Consider the following 25,531-nt stretch of genomic DNA (forward strand, 5'->3'; position numbering starts at 1 on the left):
GTTATTACAATTTTGATGACCAGTAAGGTGTTTGTTTTAAACTGTTATCAAGTGTTATCAGGATAGGGTCTATTGGCCAATAATATTTGCCTCTCGTAAATTCAGACAGGCTCATTTTCGCATCGCCAAACTGTACTATACTTCTTTGGCGCGCCAAACGTACCAGGTCGTAAAACCGATGTCCTTCTAAAAACAATTCCCTGCCACGTTCATCTATTATGGCTTCAAACAGCTCTCCGTCGCTCAGGGTGTAAGGTTCTATCCCGGCAGCTGTACGGATCTGGTTTAGCAGGCCAATGGCTACAGTAGCCTGGCCTGTTGCCGCCAAAGCTTCGGCCCGTAGTAAAATGATATCTGAAAGGCGGAAGACGATGAGGTTGTTATAAGCTACAGCTATTTGGTTGGTGTTTTGCTGGGTATACTGAAAGTTGGAATATTTGATACAAATAGGATCAGTAGTGCCCCGGAAAGCGAATGCATGTTGTAGCCTCAAATCGGCAGTATCTGCAAAAAGGTTATCCAGGTGATCGGAGTTGATGGTAAATACCGAATTACCGTTAATGAGCGTATTGTAAGGCGCTTTTGTTGTAAAAAACGGGATGCCCGAAGTAGAACCCTCGTTTGCGGCATTTTGGCTTATTTCAAAGATGCCCTCTGTAGACTGGCCTTTAAAAATACTTAAATAACCCACGCTGCCCCTGTCAACCAATTGGTAGTTACCCTTGGTGATGACCGAATCTGCCGCCTCGGCACACTTCTGATAATCTTGCTGCCACGCGTAAATATGGGCAAGCAAGGCAAATGCGCTGCCGCGGTTTGCCCGTATGGCCCGGTTATTTGAATTTACATAACCATACTGCATCAACGGTATAGCCGTTTTTAAATCACTGATGCATTGCGCTAAAACAGTTGCCTGCGGTGCCCTGGCGGTACTAACGGCATCGCCGGCGTTTACGCTTTTAATAACCAGCGGCACATCGCCCCAAACCCGCGACATATAGAAGTAGGTAAAGGCCCGCATAAAATAAGCCTCGCCCAGCAAGTTGTTTTTGGTAACAACCGGATCATTGCCTGAATTATCGGTTGAAAAGTCAATTGTTGGGATATTTTGTATACACAAGTTGGCGTTATCAACCACCCTGTAAAAATTATCCCACCTGCGCAGGTTGATCATGGTGCGATAATCAGCTGTAGCCGGCACCGGTAATGACCAGTTCACATTGCCAACGTCTGTCATATCTTCAACTCCGCCAAAGGCGCTATATTCATCTGAGGGGATATCGCCATAGGCATAAAAGGTTACCGTCTTATTGTTCAGTGCATTACGCAGCAGCGAATAACAACCTGCAACGGCGCTGTTTGCCTCATTGGCCGTTTTAAAAAAATCGTTAGTGATGGGCGTGCTTATCGGCTTCAGGTCAAGAAATTTCTTGCAGGAAAAAGTTAATATGCTTATACTAAAAAGTATCGCTATGCTATATATCCTTTTCATTTTTTTAGTTTTTTAGTAATTTAATTTGTAAAAATGTTCGGTCCGCTACCGGTTAAAATACAAGGTCGAGCCCCAGGGTTATCTTTTTGGGTTGCGGATAAGAGGTACCATTAGCATAGCCATCCACACCTACCAGTTCAGGATCGGGTATGTTGGCATATTTTTTAAGGTAAATGTTATCGATAATTGAATAAACCCGGATGGATTGCAGCTTGTAACGGCTGGCCAGTTTAGCCGGCAGCGAATAGCTTAACCTGGCGCTTCTTACCCGGATAAAACTCCCGTTTTGCACATAGGTTGACTGTGCTATATTCCATTTATCTACCCTATTCCCTATCAAACCCGGGAACGTGGCTACATCGCCCGGCTTTTGCCAAAACGTTTGCCCATTGTTCAACTTTAATGCGACGGCCGCATTTGTACCATACAAATTATAGGGATCGTTAGGGCCTGCAACCTGGAGCAGATCTGACAGGTAACCGTTCCTTATCTCTCTGCCGAACATAAAAGTGGTGAGGATGCTTAACGAAAAGTTTTTATAGCTGAACGTATTGGTAAAGCCGCCGGTAAATTTGGGGTTAGGGCTACCATTTTCAACCCGGTCCTTGTCATCAATAATGTAGTCACCGTTTACGTCCTTCCTGATAGGATCTCCGGCGGAGTAAAAAGGGCCGTTGCTACCATCATGGCGAAGGCGAAGGCCTGTAAGCGGATCTACCGGCACATCTGCATCTGTTTTGTATACACCGGTCACTATCCATGAATTGTAATAGAACAGTGGTTTACCAACAGTTAGGTTCTCTGATAAATACGGAGGGCCGTAGGTGATATCCCTGTTGCCGTTTGGCAATTTGGTTACGTAATTTTGGTTATGGGCAATATTGAAATTGGTTGACCATTGAAAAGCTGATTTGCTGCTCATATTACGGGTGTTGAGACTAAGCTCCACACCCGTATTACGGGTACCAACAAAATTGCTGCTGATAGAAGTATAACCTGTTACAATGGGTACCGGGATAGAAAACACCTGGTTGTTGGTGTTCCTGATATAATAATCAGCGGTAAAATTTATCCTGTCGTTAAAAAAGTTGATATCCGCGCCGATGTTAAACTGCGGGCTGCTCTCCCATTTAATGGTGGGCGATGCCGCCGGGATATAATAATTTGGATAGGCTACCTGCGTGCCGCCATACGTAGGGATGTTGGCCAGGCCTCTGTCTCCCCCTGCACCGTTCGCCAGTGCCGATCCATCATACGAAGCATCAGATATCAGCGTAGTATATTGCGCGTAATAATTGGATGGGTCCTGCCCGGTGATACCAAAGCTTCCCCGGATTTTAAAGAAGGACATGATATTGCTTAGCGGCTTGAAAAACGGCTCATCAGAAACAATCCAGCCGGCAGAGACCGACGGAAAGTTACCCCAGCGGTTGTCATTGCTATACTTGGAGGAAGCATCCCGCCGGTAATTAGCCTGGAAGAGGTACTTGCCTTTATAATCGTAACTAAAGCGGGCAAAGTAGGACAATTTCCTGTTTTGCTCCGAATAGGAGTTACCTATTAAATTAGCGCCGGGCGCAACCCCCTGTACGGTTTTTACGCCATTTATGGCCAGGTTCAATCCCCTTAAAAAAGAATTGTCGCGCGTGAGGTCATAAGCCCCCTGCCCTATCAGGGCCGAAAAGGTGTGGTTTTCCTTTACTTTCCAGTCATACGACAAATAGTTATTTATCTCCCAGATGCGTTCTTGTAAAACGGTAGTTGAGGCACTGCTTACGCCGTTATTCAGTTCGGCAGGTAAAAAATAATTCCTTGTATTGTTATCCGCGTTAAACGAAAAGCTGCTGTTAAATACCAAGCCCTTGGTTAATGTGGCAATCAACTGAGAATTTGCCAGGAGCGACGTTTTGCGGTCATCATCCCTTAAGTCATCATATCGCCCCTGGTATAAAGCCTGCTCGGCCGGCCTTACCTGGAAAAAGGAGGACGGGAAGCTTTGAATATTAAAAGGATAAGTGGCATAAGGGTCCCCGGAACCTATACCATGTTTTGATTTGGTAGTACCGTAAATTACATTGGTACTAAACTGAATGGCCTTTGTGGGGTTAACCTGGAAAAATAAGCTTGGGGTTAAGCGGTTAAAGTCATATCCCCTCAATACCCCCTGCTCATAATATTTATTCATGGAGAATTTGTAGGAATATTTCTCTTCGGCACCGCTGATGCTGGCATCAATGCTGGATAATGTTGCAGCTTGCGTCAGCAAGCCCTGCCAGTCGGTATTATTATTGAAAGCAACATTTAAACTATCTGTTAACGCGGGGCTTATCCCGTTTTGGATCCCTGTATAGGTTCCCTGGTTATATAATATCCCTAACTTTAGACGCCGCTCTGCCGCGCCGGTCACAACCGGGATAAGGGACGGCTTATCAGACAAGCCGTAATAAGTGGAAACCCTGATTTGCGGGATGCCCAACTTTGGCCGTTTGGTTTTAACGATGATAACGCCGTTTGAACCCCGCGACCCGTATATAGCGGCTGAGGAGGCATCCTTTAATACGTCGATGGATTCAATGTCATTTGGATTGATAATAGCCAGGGGGTTGCTGCCATAGCTGGATTGTTTATCATTTACATCATAAATTATATTATCAATTACATATAAAGGTGCGCTACTAACGCCCTGGTTAATATTGCTGCTTCCCCGAATGTTTACCAGGGTACTTGCACCAGGTTCGCCGGAGGTGCTTAATACAGACAAGCCCGCCACCCGGCCCTGCAAGGCCTGGTCGAAGGATGCATAAGGCGTATTTTCTATATCCTTTCCTTTTACGGTGGCTATTGCACCCGTGGTTTTTCGGCGCTGAACTCCCTGATAGCCTATCAGTACAACCTCCTGTAAAGATTTCAGGTCGTCTTCCAGCAATACCCGTAATTTAGTTCGCGACCCAACCGGGTACTCATTGGTTTTAAACCCCACCATGCGAAACAGCAACACTGCGTTTTGCCCTTTAACGGCGATGGTAAAATTACCATCCTTATCCGTGATCGTTCCGTTGGTTGTGCCTTTCTGAATAACACTTACGCCGGGTAACCCAACGTTTGTTTTATCAAATACAATACCGCCAATCGTTTTTTGCCCCTCATTTTGCGCCATGGCGCTCCAGGGTATCAGCAGGCAAAAAAAGGCAAAGACATTTAAAAATTTTCGGTAGTAAGTAAAGGTTCTTGTCATAAACAGGTGTATTAAATCTATAGGTTAATAAATATTTAATTATGTTAAATTTAAGTGTTTAGCTAAGGGGTTTAACTGGTTATATTAACACATAACAGCTGAATATTACCCTGTTTTAATAATTCAATCAACTGATTAACAAATAGATATGTAAAATACGTTCAAAAAAAATACGGACATACAAATACAGGCGCGATAAGGGATATCGCGCCTGTATGATCATAGTATTTTAATAAGGCTACTTGCTGGTTTAAACATCCGGGAAGCTCCTCCGGGATAGTTTAAAAATTCCTATTCCGTTGGCGTTGCCATACTTAGTTCGTCAACATTTCGAGCCGGAGGTTCGGCGTTTAGCAAATGCTTCACAAAAAAATCGCGTTTCTTTTTGCGACCGTAGGGGCCGCCATCACTATGCCCCATTCCGGGTACCACCAGCAAATCGAACATCTTGTTGCTTTTGATCAGTGCATCCGCAAAACGGAAAGTAGATTCGGGCGGAACGTTGTTATCGGCCTCGCCTACTATCAGTAACAAATCGCCTTTCAGCTTCCCCGCGTTGGTTATGTTTGATTGTTGGTCGTAGTGCAAACCAACCGGGTAACCCATCCATTGTTCGTTCCACCATTGTTTGTCAATCCGGTTATCATGGCAGCCGCAGGCAGATACCGCCGTTTTATAAAATTCGGGGTGAAATAATAATGCACCCGCAGAATTTTGCCCACCTGCAGAGGTGCCGTAAGCGCCTACCCGGCTAATATCAGCCTGCGGGTATTTAGCAGCCAGGGCCTGCATCCACAAAATCCGATCGGCAAAACCGGCATCGGCCAGGTTATGCCAGCACACATCATGAAATGCTTTTGAACGATTAGCTGTACCCATGCCATCAATCTGCACTACAATAAAACCCAGTTGGGCTATACTCTGCATTTCGCTAACAACAGAAAAGCTTTTAGGTACAAATGAATCCTGCGGGCCGGCATAAATGTTCTCAATCACAGGGTAGCTTTTGTTAGGATCCATGTTAGCGGGGCGATAAATAACTCCCCATATATCTGTTTTACCATCGCGTGCCCTGGCAACAAATACTTCGGGTAACTTAACGCCGGTGGCTAAAAGGGTGGTCAGATCAGCATGCTCCAGTTCCATTACCGTTTTTAGGTCGGCAGCGGTTTTAAGCACCACTTTTGGCGCAGTATTAACTTCCGAATAAGTGTCGATATAATATTTTCTGTCGGGCGAGAACGTTACGCTGTGATTGCCTTTTTCGGGTGTAAGGTCGGTTAGGTTTTTACCATCAAAACCTATGCGGTAGTAGTGCATAAAGTATGGGTCTTCCCCGGCATTTTTACCGCTCCCTTTAAACCAGATCTGCCTTTTTTTTACATCTACGCTGTCGATATCGCGCACCACCCATTCGCCTTTGGATACCCGTTTTTCTTTACCGGTAAGTTCATCAACCAGGTAAATATGGCGCCATCCGTCTTTTTCGGTAACCCAAACTATCTCGTGAGTTTTTGGGCAATAGTAGGTGTAGATCCTTTGCTCGTAAATGAAAGTGTTTGTTTTTTCGTCGATGATGTTGCGGGTTTTGCCGTTGGTGACATCCACCTCAATAACCCTGAAACGCTGGTGACCGCGGTCGGCCTTTTCATACGTAAAATACCGGCTGTCGCCATCGCGCCAGTGCAGTTGAGGGGCACCAAAAAAGTCTATCTTTTCGGCATCGGTTTTTATAGCGCTTTTATCAGTAATGTTAAATATAAACTGCTGGTACGAGGTAAACTCATCGCCGGGCTGGTCATACTCATGCGATTTTAGTACGGCACGGGTGGTGCCGGGTACCGAGCTGAGGAGATAATAAACTTCCTTTGTTTTCTTAGGGTCTATACGGTAACCAACCAGGTGCTTACTATCCGGCGACCAGGTAAGTTCGCCGTAAGGCTTATCTAAATTACCATCGGTGGTTAATATGATCTCTGTTGAGTTTTTTAACGATTTCACAACAATGTTGCCCCCTTTAATGATGGCTGCCCATTGCTTATCCGGCGATACGGAATCGGTGTTTATGCCCTCCCAACGATAATGACGCGCTTGCAATGGTTTATCGGCATCATAACGCTGATGTAAGGTATCGGTGGTTTTGCTGCATTCAAGCGTAGCCAGGTTACACTTAAACCAGGTGTTGCCTGTTTTAAAAGTGGCCTGTTTTTTATCGGTACTCAAAAACATATCTTCAATTTTGAAGCTACCCTCTTTTACCGGTTTGCCTGTTGCTTTGCTTACTTCAACAGCCAGTTGGCTGCTTTCAAAGATCGTTTTCTTAACCCCCTTTTCAGGGTCGACCATAATATAGGCTGTTTGATTATTGTCTGCCTTTTTACCATACCAGAATTGATTGCTGCCCGGTTGCCAGTTGGGTTTAACATTGGTAACAACCGGGATCTTTTTCAACGCTGAATCAAGTGCATCGGCCGTTTTATAGGTTTGCAGCACCTGGGCATGCGAAGGATAATAAGGAGCAGCTTTAGCCTGTTGGGCATCGGCTGAGTGGCCTGCGGTTGCTAAAAAAACCGTTAACAGTAAATATTGGTGGTACCTTGCCATAAGTTATAGTGTTGGGTAAAGTTACCTAACACGCCCCAATTTATGTTTCCATAAATTAACACATCATAGCACGCATTTAGCATATACCTTTGGTTTTAACCAAAGGTATATGAATAACCTCCGGCAGGGTGGTTTACAAAGCACGATGTCCTACGCTCTTAAATCTTCAATTTCCTGGCGTGTTTTGGGCAGGTATTTGCCTAATACCTGGCTGCCTGTATCTGAAATTAAAAAGTTATCCTCAATGCGGATTCCGCCAAAGTTGCGGTAAGTATTCAGCACATCGTAGTTGATGAACTCGGCGAATTTTTTTTCAGCCTGCCAGCGGTCTATCAGTTCGGGGATGATGTAGATGCCCGGCTCTACGGTAAGTACATACCCGGCTTCCAGTTCGCGGCCCAGTCTTAACGATTTTAAGCCAAAAACAGTTTCTTTTTTCAGGGTATCGGTATAGCCTACGTATTGCTCACCCAGGTCTTCCATGTCATGAGTATCCATACCCAGCATATGGCCCAAACCACATTGAAAGAACATGGCGTGCGCGCCAGCCGCAACGGCTTCGGCAGGATCACCTTTCATCAGGTTTACTTGTTTAAGGCCTTCGGCCAGTTTCTGGCAGGCTTGTATATGTATGTCTTTATACCTCACCCCCGGTTTCAGCATGCTGATGGCGTGATCCATGGAGCTAAGCACCACATCATAAAGTTCGCGTTGGCGGGTAGTGAATTGTTTGCCTACCGGGAAGGTACGGGTAAGGTCGCCGCCATAATGCATGGCATTTTCTGCACCGATATCGCTCAGTACCATATCTCCATCCTCCAGCACATTGCCGTAATAATGGGTATGCAGGGTTTGCCCATGTTTGGTGATGATGGCCGGGTAACCTAAGCGCGCGTCATTCGCTATGGCCACCTCATGCGCTTTGGCAACCAGTTCATATTCCCTGATGCCGGGGCGGGCGTATTTCATTACAGCCAGTTCCATATCAACGCTAATGGATACGGCTTTTTCTATTCCGGCAACCTCCAGCGGCGTTTTGATCACCCTTTGGGCAATAACCGCTTTTACCAACTGCAGCGAAACATGATCTGCCACATCTGCTAAAGTAGTGTTTAACCAACCGGCAAGTTTGATCTTGTTTTCGGGGCGATAAGGTGGCAGAATATGCACCGGGCGACCGCCCGTAACCGCCTTGTGGATAAAATGCTTCACATCGGCATAGGGCCGGGTTTGCGTAACGCCAACCAGCGCGGCCATTTCACCAACGGATGGTAGCGTGCCTGTCCAGATGATGTCATCGATGGTCAGATCGTTACCAAAGATCAATCCCTCTCCCGTATCCGTATCAATGATAGCAGCCAGGCCGGCCACGTCCAGCCCGAAGTAATATAAAAAGCTGCTATCCTGCCTAAACAGGTAGGTATTGTCTTTATAGTTCATGCTGCTCTCCTCGTTCCCCAATAAAACGATGATCCCATTAGCGCCTATGTTTTGCTTTAAAACGTTCCGGCGCTCTATGTAAACCTGCCGATCAAAAAGTTGAAGTTTCATAACGTAAAATTAAACATGCCGGCACCTTTAGGCTGCCGGCATGTGCAAGTATAATTTAAATTTGACTTTCCGTTGATTTTTTAACGCGTTGTTATTTCTTCCATTCGCCATCAAACAAACGCCAGATGCCGGTTGGGTTAGCCTGTTGTAAAGCCAGTGGCAATATGCTATCCGGGCAGTTTTGGAAACAAACCGGGCGCACCCATCTTTTAGCCGCGTTTATGCCCACAGCTGTAAAACGGCTATCGGTGGTGGCCGGGAACGGGCCGCCGTGCACCATACTGGCACAAACTTCAACCCCGGTTGGTGCGCCGTTAAACAACACCCTGCCCGCTATTGACGGCAGCAGTTGCAGCAGATCAGCGTGACCTGCAAAATCGTCATCGGTACCCATTACCGATGTAGTAAGCTGGCCGGATACTGATTTTAATACTTTTATCATTTCCTGCTCGTCGTTACAGCTTACCATTAACGAATACGGGCCAAAAACCTCTTCGTGTAATAAGTGATTTTTAAGGAAGGTTTCTGCACTTACCAGCGCGATGGTTGGCTGGCCTTCAATATCAACAGCCTCCGTAGCTGATTTTTTCACTTCCTTAATACCGTCCTGTTCTAAAGCGGCACAGCTCTTTTTTTCATAAGCGGAATGGATACCAGCATGCAGCATTTTTGCAGGTTTTGCGGTTTCAATACCGTTACCCAGCAGCTTAAAAAAGTTATCCAGCCCTTTGCCCTTAATAGCAATCAACAGGCCGGGATTTGTACAAAACTGCCCCACCCCTAAGGTGATGGAAGCCGTGTACTGCGCGGCCAGTTCGGCGGCGTTTTTGTTTAAGGTATCCGGTAAAAATACAACCGGGTTTATACTGCCCATTTCCGAAAACACAGGGATGGGCTTTTTGCGTTTGGATGAATAATCTAACAAAGCCAAACCACCTACGGTTGAACCTGTAAAGCCAACAGCAGCAGTATCATCGGCCTGTACCAAAGCTTTACCGCTTTCAAACGATGTACCGTGCACATGTTGAAAAACATGCTCAGGCATATTGCTGCTAACTATCGCTTTTTTTATGGCCTGGTAAACCATTTCAGAAGTTTCGGCATGGGCGGGGTGTGCTTTTACCACTACCGAACAGCCCGCACCAAGCGCGCTTGCCGTATCGCCACCTGCGGTTGAATAGGCAAATGGGAAATTACTTGCACCAAAAACCACAACAGGGCCAAGAGGGACCAGCATTTTGCGCAGATCGGGGCGGGGCAGCGGGCTTCTGTTTGGCAAAGCCGTATCAATGGAGGCTTCCACCCAGCTTCCCTCGCGCAGCATCCCGGCAAACATGCGCAGCTGGCCTGTAGTACGGGCGCGCTCGCCGTTTAGGCGTGGTAACGGAAGGTTAGTTTCTTCGGATGCTTTTTGCACCAGGGCATCGCCCAGTGCTTCTATTTCATCAGCAATAGCTTCTAAAAACAGTGCTTTTTGTTCGGCAGTTGTTTTTTGATAAGCCTCAAACGCGGTTTGCGATTGCTGCATGATGATATTTATTTCTTCAACGCTTGCGTCTTTAAAGTTGTTGGCCATGGTAGATATTTTAATGAAAAACGAACGGCTTACGCCGTTAATATGCGAGAGCAAATATATTTAACCTTTAGGATATGAGCTGAAGATTCCTAACCAGTTACAGCAGGATATTATCTTATTTCAAAGCCAAAGCCTGAAAATAGATTAAAAAACGGTTAACCCGATCAATTATCAATAACCAAACAATCAACCGTTTACATTAATTTATAAAGCCTCACCCCATGCGGTGGGATATTACAGGAAATAGCTGTAACATTTTTGGCGAGATCTTTCTGTTGCCAAACATCCCTCACCACTTTCGCCTTGCCCATTTTTATACTGTTAAAACGAAGGTCGTACTTCGTATATTTTTCACCAAGATTGAAGATGCCTACCGCTTTGCTCCCATCGGCCAGTTGTTTAACCCAAACTTGTATGTGTTTGTCGTTAATTAATCTAACGGCCTGGTGGCCTGCAACATCCTGATCCATGGCTATTACCTCGCTGTTTTTCAGCAGGTTGAGGGTAAATCCATCCAGCTTATCCATATCGCAGCCAATAAGCAACGGGGCCGATAAAAGGCTCCATAAACTCATGTGCGTATACTGCTCATAAGGCGTCAGATTGGTTTGATGCAGATTTTCACCCCAGCCTACCCGGCCCAAAATGAGCATATCCGGATCATTCCAGCCACCCGGACCAGCATAGGCCGCGTTATTGGTTTGGCTAAAGCCGATGCCATAAAGGCTTTCCCAGGTATCGGTAATATCTTCGGTAGTGCGCCAAAGGTTGCCATTCATTTTGGCGCCCCATTTCCAAACATCTTTTATACCGTACTGGCAAATACTGTAAACAATATCGCGCTGTTGTTTTGCCAGCGCATCGCGCATCCCCATGTAGGGTTTTTGCTGGGCCAATAGCGTGGTATCGCCTGCTGTTTGGTCCGTATAACTGCAGAGGTCATATTTTAAATAATCAACCCCCCAGTTAAAATAGGTGCCTGCATCCTGCTGCTCATGACCAAGCGAGCCCAGATATCCGCCACAGGTTTTAGCACCCGGCGATGAATAAATTCCAAACTTTAATCCCTGCTTATGCAAGTGCGTTCCCAACGCTTTCATATCCGGAAACTTTTCGTTGGGTGCTATTTCGCCATCTTTTTTCCTTTGGGCTGCCTGCCAGCCATCATCAACGTTGATATAATTCCATCCGTAATCACTCAGGCCCTTCTCAACCATAGCCCTGGCCGAAAGCCTTACCTTTTCATCGCTTACGTTTAATCCCCAGCAGTTCCAGCTATTCCAACCCATGGGCGGGGTAAGCGCCAGCAAACTGCCCGACTTAATAGTAAACATCTTTCCATCTTTCCCTAAGGCATTAACCACGGAAATTAATACGCGGTAATCCCCTGCTTTAGGTGCAGTCCCGGTTATAATACCCGTTTTAGGATTTACAACTAAGCCTGCCGGCAGATTTTTAAGCACATATTTTAGAGGCTTTTGCCCGCTTACCGGGATCTTGTAAAGCACCTGCGAACCCGGATGCACACCTAAAACATCTGCCCCGTTAATCAGTGGTTTTGCAGATGCTTTTGGGGTAAGCAGGTAAGGTGCAACCTCGGCAAATGTTTTCACCTTGCCCGATGCGTTTTCGGTAAAATCATAAAACAGCTTAATGCCTTCGCGGTGAGGAAAGGTAATCGTATAAGTTTTCTTTCCGAAGGGCACCAAGTTTGAATTAACCGTTTTCTCGGCAATAATTTTTTGGGTAACCTCGTCAATGATGCGGTAATGAAACTTACCCGTAATATTGGTTTTAAAGCTATTACCTAATGTTAATTTACGCGCTGCTTGTGCGTTGGGTAAAAAGTTGATAGCGGTTTGGGTGAAAACGATGCCGTCGAATTTTTCCAGCATATCAATATAGGGCGCGCCCATAAATATCCCCCCGGAGCCACCGCCATCGTAAACTTTAATAGCTATGATATTTTCGTCATCCCATTTAATAATGGGGTTGTTAGCCGCAACGCAATAGTTGCGCACAGCTGGCCATTTACTTACGTAACCGCCTTTATCGCCAGGGAATGCCCCTGTTTTGCCAATGAGTTCGCCGTTAAAATAAGTTTCATCAGCATCGTTAACATGGGCAAGAAACACGCGGAGGCTATCGCCCCAAACTGATCGTTTTTTTAATAACGAGGGGATATGCACATGAATGCGGTACCAGGCAAAACCATGATAATCCGGGTAGCCCAGCTCCTGCCATACCTCTCCCACTTTAATGTTTTTCCACTTGGTGTCATTAAAGCCGGCCTCTTTCCAGGCCGCATCATTCCCCGTAGAAAACTGAGCAGTGCTTAACTTAATAAAACCGCTGTTTTGCGCATGCGCCGCCACAAACAGGCAGATAAACCACAGCAGCGATATTATCTTTTTCATGAATTGATATATGGGATATTCCTCATCTACAAACTTTCAACCGGGAGTTCCGTGGCTTTCCGCTTACTGCCGCCTATGAGGTAATAAACAGGGATGCCTGTTAAAGTGATGATCAATCCCGGGTACGTATAAGTAGGTTTATATTTGATGAGCAACAGGCAAAAAGCCACCCCCATAATGATATAAATAACAGGCAGCACCGGGTAACCAAAGGCCTTGTAAGGCCTTTCAGCATCGGGCATTTTTTTGCGGAGGATAAAAATACCGATGATGGTGAGTACATAAAAAACCACCACCACAAACGAGATCATATCGAGCAGATCGCCATATTTACCACTGAGGCTCCACAAACAGGCAAAAACACATTGCAACCACAGGCCAAAGGCCGGGACGGAGTTTTTATTGAGCGTACCCACTTTTTTAAAGAAAAGCCTGTCCTTAGCCATAGAATAATAAACCCTTGCGCCCGACATAATGAGCCCGTTGTTACAGCCAAATGTTGATACCATGATAAGCAGCGCGATGATCACCGTACCCGAACTGCCAAAGATATGCCGCGATGCTGCCACCCCAACCCTGTCCTTATCGGCAACGGCAATATCATGCAGGGAAAGCACCCCCGTGTACATCACATTGGTTAAAATATAGATCACTGTTACAATTAAGGTGCCCAGCGCCAGGCTCAGGCCAATGTTCCTTTTGGGGTTTTTGATCTCGCCGGCTATAAAAGTTACGTTATTCCATGAGTCGCTGCTGAATATGGAGCCAACCATAGCCGAGGCGATAGCACCTAAAGCCGCAATGGTGGTGTATGAGGCAATGGAACCGTTGGCATTGAGGCTATGCATGCTCCAGGCGTTCTTCCAGTTCTCGTTCCATACCGAAGTTTTTACCGCAAACAAGCCAAAAACAATTAAACCTAAAAGGCTGAGTAATTTGGCCATGGTAAAAATGGTTTGCACAATTTTACCGCTGTTTACGCCGCGGGTATTGATATAAGTTAACAGCACTATCACCAAAATGGAAAGCAACTGAGCTGGCGATATGGTCATAAAACCCAAATTTAAAGCCACGAGGTCTTCGCTCAATTGCGGGATGAGGTAAGCGGTAAACTTGGCGAAGGCCACACCCACAGCTGCTATGGTAGCCGTTTGGATCACCGTAAAAAAGCTCCAGCCATATAAAAAGCCAACTAAAGGACTGTAAGCTTCCTTCAGATAAACGTACTGCCCGCCCGCCCTCGGGAACATGGCACTCAGTTCGCCGTAGCTTAGGGCTGCTGTAAGCGTCATAAAACCGGTAATGAGCCAAACAAAGAGCAGCCAGCCTGCGCTGCCCACGTTGCGGGTAATATCGGCGCTCACAATAAAAATACCGGAGCCGATCATACTGCCTGCAACCAGCATGGTAGCATCCATTAATCGTAATGAGGGCTTAAAAGAAGTGCTGTTATCCATAAAAACGAATGATGAAAAAATGTATACTTAAAAAAGATCCGCTTTCGGCTTAATTACTTGCTCCCAAAATCATAAAACTTCCAGCTGGTAGTAAAGTCTTTGGTTAATGCCTGGTTGGTTAATGTGGCCCTCAGCATTTCAACCGGGATCAGGTTTTCTTTAATGGCGGCATCGTGAAATTGCTTATAGCTCATTTTACCACTATCAACCAGTTCTTTTTTCAGCTCCATTAACTGTAAACCACCCAGCAGGTATGCTACCTGGTAAAGCGGACTGTAGCCACCTTCAAATGAACGCCTCACTTCACCTTCGGCATTGGCCTTTTCATGGCCAACCCGGTCAACCAAAAAGTCGATACTTTGTTGCGGTGTCCAGTTGCCTAAATGATAATTAAGCGAGAAGATGATCCTGGCACAGCGGTGCATCCGCCAAAACAGCATCCCTACACGTTCTTCGGGCGTTTTAGCAAAGCCTTTATCGTACAGCAATAGCTCCCAGTACAAAGCCCAGCCTTCAGTGGCGAAAGGGGTCCCGAAATCCTGGCGGTAGGATTTGTAGCGGCTGTTCATAAAATATTGCAAATTATGCCCGGGGATAAGCTCGTGCTGTACAGTTCCTCTTGAAAAGTATGGGTTATTACCGCGCATGCTCATCAGCCTGTCGTCGTACTGCATGGTGTTGGTTGGGTATGATATACTGATCTCTTTACCGCCGGTAAAAAAAGGGTTAACCAGCTGCCTTTGCGGCGACATCATCACCATTCCCCAGGTTTCTTCCGCCAAAGGCGGGATTGTTATTAGGTCGCGTTCTTTGATAAAGCTCAGCGCATCGTTGTATAACTTAACTATCAGTTCGGGCTGATGGCCTACCGGTACATAGCTGTTCTTTACTTTTTCGAGGGCCTTTTTCCAATCGTTGCCAAAGCCCATTTCCTGCGATGCTTTCAGCATTTCCTTATCGCACCAGGCAAACTCCTTATTGGCAAGTTTTATAAGCTCCTCGGGCGTGTAAGGGATCATCTCGGCCTGTAGCTGGCTAATCAATTCCTGCCTGCCAATTGGCATCTCTTTTATGCCGCTGCTATCACTTTTTTGGGTGGTATTGATCTTGCCTTTGCTTATAGCCAGTTCGCTGTACTTGCCAAGCGCGTTATCAAGCGCTTTGTATGGCTCAGGCACCCACCAGGTAAACGACGGATCGTAGTTATTATAAAAGCCGTAAAAGTCTTTCAAACGGCCTTTCAGGCTTATTAAAGCGGCTTTAGTTATTTTGGCTACCGGCATATCTACCGAAACAAGCTTGCGAAAAGCACTCGTGTCGGCTTTAAGCTCTTTCAATATCTTGTTCAAATCGCCTGCCACTTTTTCACCATCTACAAAGGTGCCGCGGCGGCGTTTTTGCTCCAGCGCGAAGATCTCATCGGCGAATGAAATATATTTAGCGGCCTGGCTGTACAGGTCCTCTTCTTTCTTCAGATCTTTCAAATCAAAGTTGATCCGTTTTTTCAACAGGATATAGTCAACCTTGCCATAAATGCTCAGGGCGTTAAAATTGGTTTGCTCCAGCTGTTTCAGGTAATCATTATCAACCTCAACGAGTCTTTTTCGCTGCTCGGGCGAATTTAGCACATACTGTTTGTACTGGTCTTCGCTACGCTCATTAACATTGTATGGTGTATAAAAATCATGGATGGCGGTCATATCCTGCCCGTACCTGATAATGGTACCGGCCATTTCGCTGGTTTGCTCGTACAAATTGCCGGGCTGGGCCGTTTGCGCATTTGCACTCACGGCACCAATAGTAAGGGCACAGAATATTAGTCCTTGTACCGTTTTTTTAAGGAGAGGTATAAACACGATGGTATGGTTTTATTAAATATTAAACGCGCTGTATTTAGCTTGCTGCCCTGCTAAGGCTGATCAAATTATTGTTATAGGTATCGAGATAACCGCGCGGCGAATTGCCTATTACGCATTTAAACACCCGGTTAAAATTGGTGATGCTTTTAAAGCCGCACTTATAGGCCACCGTGTTTATGCTTTCAAATTTATGGGCGATGAGCTTTTTACAGGCCTCGTTAATGCGGATCTCGTTGAGGAACGAAATGAAAGTATGCCCTGTGTGCTTTTTAAAGTACCTGCAAAAGGATTCAGGCGTCATGTACGCTACCTTGGCCACATCCTCCAGCGTGATAGGCTCGCTGTAGTGTTGCATAATGTAGTTATAGATATTACCGATCCTGATCCCCTCATTTTCGGTAATGCCCGGCAGGTTGCCATAGGTTGACAGAGGATCAAGCTTGCTTTTGATATTGGTAAGCCCCTTAAGCAGGTGGAAAAACTGGATAAGCTGATCCGGGCCGGATGCCTTTTGCAGGGCAATCATGATCTGCGACACCTTATCCACCACGTGATGCGGCAATTTAAACCCCTGCTGATGCTGCTGCATAAAAATGAGGCTGGGTTTTATCTCGGGCATATTAAACAACGGTGCCAGCGCCCCTTCCGGATTAAAAAATATAGTGAGTGCTTCTATTTGTTTGTTAGCATTGGGTGCAAAATATTCGGGGTTACTTTTAAACACATGCGGCAGGTTGGCGCCTATTAAAAACAGATCGCCGGCAGAATAATCGTGCATGTTATTGCCGGCTATCAACGTGCCCTCGCCCTGCTGGATCCAGGTAAGCTGAATTTCTTTGTGGCGGTGCAGATAGGGATAATGATAAGGCAAACAAACCTTTTCTGCGATCACACTTTTATCGTGCGGAACCGGGATGGTGAATTGTAAAACTTTCATCTGCTACGTTGTTTAATACTTGTTGAATTTACAATTACTTAACTTAATTTTCCAACAAATGCCGGTAAAAGGATAAAATATGGTCAATATTTGATAATTTATGGTTGATACAAGGCCCAAAATTGGCCTAAAAAAGCAGTTTTTATCCGATAAACAGGAACTCTATTAAATGTTATACAAACACTTAATAGCCGAACTATAGTTGATTTACGCTCAATTTACCCGAATAAAGTATTTTTAATTGTTCAATAAACAATTATTAAACACTTCATGTAAATCGCCTTATTTACGCCGAAAACCTATTTAAAATAGCTTTTTCAAAGAAACAGGCCATAAAACACGCTGAGTTAAAGCAATAAAACCGCTCATCGTGGTTGATGAGCGGTTTTATTTTCCCGGCAAGCCGGGAGTATAATTAAGAATTTAATTAAGATCTTTCGGGAGCAAATTCTTTGATATCGATGGTAGTCGGTTTGCCCGATATAATTTCACTTGCCAGCAAGCCCGTTGCCGCGCCAAGGCTTAAGCCCATCATCCCATGCCCGGTTGCAATAGTAAGGTTGCCGTACTGTTTGCTCCTGCCAATATAAGGCAGCCCATCGGCAGATGAGGGGCGGAAACCAAACCAAATGTCCTTTTGTTCGGGCACAGCGGGTTTTAATTCCGGAAAATATTTCGGTATCGATTCAACAATACCTTTTACCCGGTTCATGCTGATCCTGTCGTTGATCTTATCAAGTTCCATGGTGCCGCCATAGCGTAAGCCGCCATTCATCGGGGTTATGGCAACCCGGGCTTCGGCCAGTAATGCAGGGATGTGCATTGCTTCGGTGTCATCCTTCACATTAAAGGAATACCCTTTGCCAGGCATCAGCAGAATTTTAACACCCAGCAGCCTGCCAATAGCCGGCGACCATGAGCCGCCTGCAATGATGTATTCGTCCGCAGTAAACTCTTCGTTAAATGACAGCACCCTGCTTACCTTACCACCCGTGGCCTCCATTTTGGTAACCTCTTTATTGGTAACCAGCTTTACGCCGGCGGCTTTCAGATACTTTATTAACGCAGCCATCAATTTATTTGGCGACAAATGAGCATCGCAACGATAATGAACCGCCCCCAATACATCAAGCTCGAGCTTTGGCTGCAGTTTCTTACAGTCTGCAACGCTAAGCACGGCCATATCTAAACCCAATTCCCTGCCCTTTTCGGCCATGTGAGCTTCTTCTTCTCCGGCCTTTTCGGTTTTATAAAACATCAGGATGCCTTTTTCAACCAGATCAAAATCAAAACCGGGCTCCCTGCTCAGGTCCTCATAAAGCTTTTTGCTAAGTAAGGAGAGTTCTGTTAAAGGAACAGCCGATTTTTCGACATGCGCGGCATTGGCTTTCTTTAAGAATTTCAACCCCCATTTTACCAGTTCGGGGTTTAAGGATGGCTTTACATAAAAAGGGCTTTTGCTGTTAAACATCCACTTAATACCCTGCGAAACCATGCCCGGGGTTGCCAGCGGGATAAAATGGCTTGGCACTATCATCCCCGCGTTTCCGTATGAACAGTTGTCGGCCATGTCGCCTTTATCAAGCACAGTAACCTCATGCCCCGCTTTTTGTAAATAATAAGCCGAACTAAGGCCTACTATCCCACCTCCTATGATCAACACTTTTGCCATTTTTTTGAAGCTTAAGCTTAAGGCGGAAAGCCGAAAGCTTTTAATTAGATACTAAATTAAAAAAGTCATTCCTGTAGGGCAAAAAGATCTGCGCCTTACCGGAATGACCACTCATTTTTTTGTTAGATCACCTGGAAACCGTGAGCATAGGGATCATCGTCGTCGATCTTGATGGTGTTGTAGCCGTAAACTTTGGCCCAGCCTTCTACACTTGGTATAATGGCATCAAACTCATTTATCTTAACAACCTCTTCAACCCTGCCGGTAAATTTACTGCCTATAATGCTTTCATGCACAAAGGGCTCACCAACCTGCAACTTCCCTTTGGCAAACCATTGCGCCATACGGGCAGATGTACCCGTGCCGCAAGGCGACCTATCGATAGCTTTATCGCCATAGAACACCGCATTGCGGGCAGTAGCATCAGCTGATAATGTAGCACCGGCCCAAAGGATATGCGTACAGGTGTTTATGGTAGGGTCCTGCGGATGTACGAACTGGTAGTTTTCGTTAATGCGCTTGCGCAACACCTGGCTCCAGGCAATCAGTTGCCCGGCAGTATAATCTTCAATGCCCTTAAAATTTAGCTGAGGATCAACTATGGCATAGTAATTTCCACCATAGGCTACATCAATGGTAAGCATCCCCAGATCCGGGCATTCCACCTGCAAATCGGTAGCGGCCAGGTAAGCGGCCACATTCCGGAGCTTTACAGAAGTTACTTTTTTACCTTCCTGCTTATACTCGATCAGTACAAGGCCGGCGGGTGCTTCCATACGTACAAAGCCGGGAACTTTAGGCTGGATCAGCCCTTCTTCAATGGCAATGGTAATGGTACCAATAGTTCCGTGACCGCACATGGGCAGGCAACCGCTGGTTTCAATAAACAAAACCGCTACATCATTTGCCGGGTCATGAGGTGGATACAGAATACTGCCCGACATCATATCATGGCCCCTCGGTTCAAACATCAGGCCTGTTCTTATCCAGTCGTACTCTTTTAAAAAGTGCTGGCGTTTCTGGCTCATGTTATCGCCTTTAAGCGTAGGGCCGCCACCGGCAACCAACCTTACCGGGTTACCGCAGGTATGAGCATCAACACAAAAGAAAGTTTTACTTGCCATAGGTTATTATAACGCAACTTCGGTTAATTTGCCCCAGCTGCCAATCGGCAATTCGGGCCTTACAGCAAGTGCATCGTTGATGATTTTTTGAACTTTTTCGCGCTCGGCACCAATCAATGGCAAACGTGGCGCACGTACGTTTTCGGTACCTATACCGGTAGCAACTTCGGCCAGTTTAATGTATTGTACCAGCTTAGGATGAATATCCAACTCAAGCACAGGTAAAAACCAACGGTAAATGGCTAAAGCCTCGTCATACCTTTTGGCTTTTACAAGGCGGTAAATAGCAACCGTTTCCTTAGGGAACGCGTCAACCAAACCGGCAACCCAGCCATGGGCACCCATTACCAGGCTTTCCATAGCAAGCGGGTCAACCCCGGTAAAGATCTTGAACCTATCGCCAAAACGGTTGATCATACGGGTTACGTTTGATACATCGCGGGTAGATTCTTTTACAGCCTGGATGTTATCATAAGCGGCAAGTTGTTCAAACATATCTAAAGTTACCTCCACCTTATAATCCACAGGGTTATTGTAGATCATGATCGGCAATTTGGTGCTTTTTGCAATAGTAGCAAAGTAGGTAACCGTTTCGCGGGCCTCGCTATTGTAACGCATGGGCGGCAATAACATTAAGCCATCGGCACCCTTATCAAGTGCTTTTTGGGCGTAAGCAACAGCCGCTTTTGTTGTTTGCTCAGCAATGTTCAATATAACAGGCACTGTTCCATTAACAAACTCAACTGTGTGAGCAAGCAGCGCGAATTTTTCGTCATCGCTTAAAACGCTTGCCTCACCCAACGATCCGCCTAATATAAACCCGTCAACACCGGCTTCAAGCTGGGCATTTAAGTTTATATCAAAAGCATCAAAGTCCAGTTCGTCATTATCTGTAAATTTAGTAGTTACTGCCGGGAGTACGCCTTTCCAATCAAAAGTTATCATTGTATATTATTTTTCACAAAATTAAGATAGTACCAATTAAGTTTATTTAACAATTTAGCAGACATTGACCGTATTTTAACCAATAACATCGCTTAAAGGCAAGTAGCCTGCTAAATACCGCCTATTGCGCATCCCACCAAACTCTATCGGTAAGTTTTGCGCTTTGCTGCGGCTGCGGATTTGCAGTCATTTCCGACTGCGGGTACAACACTCTGCGCGGGATCTCCGACAAAGCGTTCTTCACCTTGGTTAAAGCCGGGAAGCCTGTACGCCTCCAATCGGTATAGTTCTCCATCGACAGGAAGTTAGCTATAGCTTTCTCCTCAATGATCAGTTGTATGGCGTTAGCCGCAGTAAGTGTTCCTCTCGACGAAAGATAAGTATTTACAGCAGCATCGGCAATACCCAATTTTGACATGTGCGATTTTACAGCCGATACATAAACCGGCTGTGCCGTTGCAGCGCCTGAGGTGAGGAATGTAGCCTCAGCCTTTAAAAACAAAGCTTCAGAATAAGTAACGAAGTAATTATTTGAGTTTGTGCTTGCATAAAAATCGCCACCCAGTGAGTATGATTCTAAACTGCCTATGTCCTCCATGCCAATTAGCCTGCCGGTATACAAACCGGTTTCAATTGCAGGGGCTACCATTTTTGTTAAACGCGGATCGTTCCTGGTTTTAAAGCCATCAACAAATGTTGATGCCAGTATCAGCGTTGAACCTGGTAAAAAGTTTTGTTGCCAAGGGTTTTCGGCACCGGCCGCACCGCTGAAAGGCATCTTCAAGTCATCATCATTACCGGCCATACCGCTTTGCAGGGCAGTTAAAGCCAGTTGGGCCTGTGCGGCGGCAGTGTGCCCCGGTGCTTTAGTAAGGTGCATGTAGTAGCGCGCTTTTAGGGTATACGCCAGCTTTTTCCATTTAGTCATATCACCGTTATAGTAATAATCGTCGCCGCCCGGTACAACAATACTATTTTTTGCTATATCGGCTATCCCGTTATCAAGCAGGGTTTGGATCTGCGTATAAACAGATTCCTGGGTATCATAAGTTGGAGTAAGGTTAGTTACGCCGCCAAAACCTTTTGAGTAGGGCACATCGCCCCAGGCATCGGTAGCCGTGCCAAGGGTATAAGCAAGCAGTATTTTTGATATAGCCGCATAGTTGGCATTACCACTGGTTTCGGCCTTTTTGTTAAGCATTACCAGGTTATTCATTACCTGTACATAAAAGTTATACCAGTCGCCATCCATATCCTGGTGGTACATAAGGTAGGTACCAAAGTTTGGCGGTACCTGGTTTAAAGCGATTACCTGCACATATTGCTGCAATACTACCGCAAGGTTCCCCCCGCCGGCAGCGTTTATATTTTGTGATATGGCGGCTTCAACCGGGGCAAGGATGAGCGATTCCTTAACATCTATTGGCCTGTTGGGGTCCTGGTTTACGTCAATGTATTTTTTACAACCCGTAAAGCTTACCAAGGCGCATATTATTAACGTGATATATTTATTTTTCATGACAATTTCTTATTAATGATTTTAAATTATAGGGTAACTTTCAGGCTAAAATCAACTGATTTGGAAGTTGGGGTTGAGAATGAATAGATACCTTGTGCCCCGTTTGATGAACCAAACGAGCTAACTTCCGGGTCGCCGCCGGTAAAGTGCGGAGCGTGGATCCAAAGGTTACGGCCGGTTACACCAAACGTTGCCGATTTAAACGGGCCTTTGCTTAACCATGACGGTTTTAACGTATAGGCCAAACTAACATTACGCAATTTTATATAGCTGCCATCCTGAATTACAGATTCCAGCACACCGTTTGCACGCTGATAGTATGCCTGGCCGTTAACAGCCACTGTGTTTGGCTGGCCGGTAGTTGCGTTTACACCATCAACCACTCTTAAGCCACGATCTTCGGTAACTTTTGGTGTACCGTAGAAGTAACCGTATCCGTCAACGTTGTTTTGGATATCGCCGCCGCGTTTAACATCAAAAAAGAAACTAAAGTTAAATTGTTTGTACCTGATGCTGTTGTTGATACCGCCAAGCCAGTTAGGGTTTATGTTACCCACTATACCCTGCGTGTCATCGGCAAACGGGAGGCCTGCATCATCTGTGAGTAGTTTACCTGCCGCGTTTCGCGCGTAGCGGGTACCAAAGATAACGCCGTAGGGCTGGCCCACAATAATATTGGTAAAGCCATTACCCAATTGCTTCTGGTCCTGGTAAATAGATATTACCTTGTTCCTGTTACGGGTAAAATTGAGGGTAAGGTCCCAGGCAAAATCACGACTTTTTATCGGAGTTGCATTTAACAAAACCTCAATACCCCTGTTTTGCATCACAGCGGAGTTTACACTGGTATAAGCATAACCTGTTGATGGCGCAAGAGACACCGATGGAATGATACCATCAATTGTTTTTTTGCTGTAGAATGAAGCTTCCAGACTGATACGGTTGTTAAAGAACCCCGCTTCAAAACCAGCTTCAAATTCGTTGATCCTTTCGCTTTTCAAATTAGCGTTGCCCAATACATCGGATATTAAAAAACCCGACTGGCCTGCATAAGGGAATGTTAGATTACGTATAGTGGCGCTATTATAGGCGGTTAGCAAACTGTATGGGCTGATGCTGCCATCGTTACCAACGGTGCCGTATGAGAACCTTAGCTTGCCCAGGTTCATTACCTTTGAAAACTCGGGGCTAAAGAACTCAGAAAATATAAAGCTGGTGGCAGCCGATCCGTAAGGATAAAAATTATTTTCTGTTGATAATACCGAGTTACCATCGTACCTGCCTGTTAATGACAGCACCAGGAAACGTTTGTACTCGATGTTTGACTGCAGGTAAAAACCAACCTTGCGTTGCAGGTAGGAATTTTCCCTATAGGTAACTGTTGAGGCTGATGCCATGTTGTACAAGCCCGGTATGGTTAAACCTACACCGTTGGCGTATGTGTTTTCTGAATAGCTGGAGAAAATGTTGTTACCCAACAAAACATCGATATTAAAATCGCCAAATTGTTTATTGGCGCTTACCATAAAATCGTTATTAAACTGGCGGAAGGTAGTATTGTTATCCACCAGCCTGCCATTGGGGTTTGATACCGATTGCGTTGATTCACGGTACCTGTCCATTTCGGTGTAAACGTCGGCACCAAATCTTTCGGTAACGGTTAACCACGATAGTGGTTTATAGTCAGTGGTAAAGGTTGGCAGGAACCTGTTAACGCCTGAGTGGTTTTTGATGTTATCCAACACCCAATAAGGGTTATTACGCGAAAAACGGTACAAACGCTGGGTACCGGCCTCTGTTAAAGACGGTTGCAGATCATACGAAACCGGTGCTGTAAAAATTGTCCAAACCGGGCTTTCCAAAGCGTATCCTTCTGGCAACCTGTCGTTTTGCGAGTTACTGTAGTTTAACTGAAAGGTAGTGGTTAGGTTTGGTAATATCTGTGCGCTGTATTTTGCAAAAAAAGTATTGCGTAAAAACTTAGTGGTAGGAACTGTACCCTCCTGGTTTAAATTTGAATAGGAAATAAGGTAAGTAGAACTGGCACCGCCACCACCAATGTTAATGGTATTGTTATACGTGTGGCCGGTTTTAAAGAACAGATCAGACTGGTTATAAACTTTCGCAAGCTGCCCGTTTATTTTCAGCGTATCCATTCGCGCGCCCCATGAGGTACTTTTTTTTTGCGTAACGCCATCAAAGTAATTACCATTGGTACCCTGCGAGTATTTATTTTGAATTTGTGGCAGCAGAGGCTTTTCAAAAGAGAAATCGGAGGAGAACGTGATCAATGGCTTTTTATTTAACGAGCCATTTTTTGTGGTGATAATAATAACGCCGTTTGCACCTTTTGACCCGTAAAGCGCTGTAGCGGCAGCACCTTTCAATATGTTGATATTAGCAATAATAGATGGGTCGATATCCGCGATACGGTTGGTTCCGGGGCCCGAATTAAGGTTACCTGTTTCAGAGTTATCTACCGGCACACCATCAACAACCATTAACGCCTGGTTATCACCAAAAAATGATGAACCTCCACGCACCACAATACGCGATGAACTCCCGGGCGTACCCGATGAACTGGTTACCTGCACACCGGCTGCTTTACCTGCAATGGCATTTACCAGGTTGGCCTCCTTTGATTGCGTAAGCGACTCACCTTTAATTTGCTGGGTGCTGTAGGTCAGGATCCGTTTGTCGCGTTTTACACCAAGTGCGGTAACTACCACCTCGTTCAGCTGTTTGCTATCTTCGGTTAAAACTACGTTCACCTGTGCCTGTCCGGTTAGTTTAACCTCCTGCGCGGTTAAACCTATAGCTGTTACAACCAGCGTACCCTGCCCTGTATAATTAAGGCTGAACACACCAATACCGTTGGTGATAGCACCGGTATTTGTATTTTTTATTCTCACAGAAGCGCCGGCTACGGGCTCGCCCTTCTCATCGGTTACCTTTCCTGTTAAGGTTACTGTTTGTGAGTAAGTGTTATAACAAAACACAAACACACTCAGTAAAGGCAAAATAAACCTTTTTAGTAATTGTTTAAACTTCATAAATTAATTTTTGGGGTTAAAAACTATGTATTACACACTGTATTTCATGCATGTAAAACTATTCGCAGGCCGCCCCTTATTTTTTAATGA

14 protein-coding genes are annotated in these 25,531 nt (G+C 45.5%); all 14 read right to left on the minus strand.

The window, feature by feature from the left end; translation table 11 throughout:
• Positions 1 to 4 precede the first annotated feature (4 nt).
• Entirely contained in the window at positions 5 to 1,492 is a 1,488-nt protein-coding gene (locus tag ABIX36_RS08955) for a RagB/SusD family nutrient uptake outer membrane protein (protein WP_348081823.1), read from the minus strand.
• 52 nt (positions 1,493 to 1,544) lie between these two features.
• Entirely contained in the window at positions 1,545 to 4,727 is a 3,183-nt protein-coding gene (locus ABIX36_RS08960) for a SusC/RagA family TonB-linked outer membrane protein (RefSeq protein ID WP_348081824.1), read from the minus strand.
• 291 nt (positions 4,728 to 5,018) lie between these two features.
• Positions 5,019 to 7,331, minus strand: coding sequence for a prolyl oligopeptidase family serine peptidase (locus ABIX36_RS08965; protein WP_348081825.1), 2,313 nt, complete (start codon positions 7,329 to 7,331; stop codon positions 5,019 to 5,021).
• Between the two features lie 150 nt (positions 7,332 to 7,481).
• Positions 7,482 to 8,882, minus strand: coding sequence for an aminopeptidase P family protein (locus tag ABIX36_RS08970; RefSeq protein ID WP_348081826.1), 1,401 nt, complete (start codon positions 8,880 to 8,882; stop codon positions 7,482 to 7,484).
• A 91-nt stretch (positions 8,883 to 8,973) separates the two neighbouring features.
• Complete coding sequence (locus tag ABIX36_RS08975; protein ID WP_348081827.1) at positions 8,974 to 10,458, minus strand: aldehyde dehydrogenase (NADP(+)); 1,485 nt, start codon at positions 10,456 to 10,458, stop codon at positions 8,974 to 8,976.
• 194 nt (positions 10,459 to 10,652) lie between these two features.
• The gene (locus tag ABIX36_RS08980; protein ID WP_348081828.1) at positions 10,653 to 12,875 is read right to left on the minus strand and encodes a putative Ig domain-containing protein; all 2,223 of its coding nucleotides are present in this window, start codon (positions 12,873 to 12,875) and stop codon (positions 10,653 to 10,655) included.
• Positions 12,876 to 12,901: 26 nt separating this feature from the next.
• Entirely contained in the window at positions 12,902 to 14,332 is a 1,431-nt protein-coding gene (locus ABIX36_RS08985) for an amino acid permease (protein WP_348081829.1), read from the minus strand.
• Between the two features lie 53 nt (positions 14,333 to 14,385).
• Positions 14,386 to 16,188 carry a DUF885 family protein gene (locus ABIX36_RS08990; protein WP_348081830.1) on the minus strand — a complete coding sequence of 601 codons (1,803 nt, stop codon included), beginning with the start codon at positions 16,186 to 16,188 and terminating at the stop codon, positions 14,386 to 14,388.
• A 37-nt stretch (positions 16,189 to 16,225) separates the two neighbouring features.
• On the minus strand, positions 16,226 to 17,128 hold the full coding sequence (locus ABIX36_RS08995; RefSeq protein ID WP_348081831.1) for an AraC family transcriptional regulator: 903 nt from the start codon (positions 17,126 to 17,128) through the stop codon (positions 16,226 to 16,228).
• Positions 17,129 to 17,555: 427 nt separating this feature from the next.
• On the minus strand, positions 17,556 to 18,800 hold the full coding sequence (locus ABIX36_RS09000) for an FAD-dependent oxidoreductase (RefSeq protein ID WP_348081832.1): 1,245 nt from the start codon (positions 18,798 to 18,800) through the stop codon (positions 17,556 to 17,558).
• 122 nt (positions 18,801 to 18,922) lie between these two features.
• On the minus strand, positions 18,923 to 19,924 hold the full coding sequence (locus ABIX36_RS09005) for a 4-hydroxyproline epimerase (RefSeq protein WP_348081833.1): 1,002 nt from the start codon (positions 19,922 to 19,924) through the stop codon (positions 18,923 to 18,925).
• 6 nt (positions 19,925 to 19,930) lie between these two features.
• A complete protein-coding gene (locus tag ABIX36_RS09010) occupies positions 19,931 to 20,869 on the minus strand; it encodes a dihydrodipicolinate synthase family protein (protein WP_348081834.1) in 939 nt (312 codons plus the stop codon).
• Between the two features lie 121 nt (positions 20,870 to 20,990).
• Positions 20,991 to 22,388: a SusD/RagB family nutrient-binding outer membrane lipoprotein gene (locus tag ABIX36_RS09015; protein WP_348081835.1), complete on the minus strand. Its 1,398-nt coding sequence runs from the start codon at positions 22,386 to 22,388 to the stop codon at positions 20,991 to 20,993.
• Positions 22,389 to 22,414: 26 nt separating this feature from the next.
• Positions 22,415 to 25,441 (minus strand): SusC/RagA family TonB-linked outer membrane protein, encoded by a 3,027-nt coding sequence (locus ABIX36_RS09020; protein WP_348081836.1) that lies wholly within the window; start codon positions 25,439 to 25,441, stop codon positions 22,415 to 22,417.
• Between the last annotated feature and the right edge of the window lie 90 nt (positions 25,442 to 25,531).

This window comes from Mucilaginibacter sp. (assembly GCF_039925265.1).
GTDB lineage: Bacteria > Bacteroidota > Bacteroidia > Sphingobacteriales > Sphingobacteriaceae > Mucilaginibacter.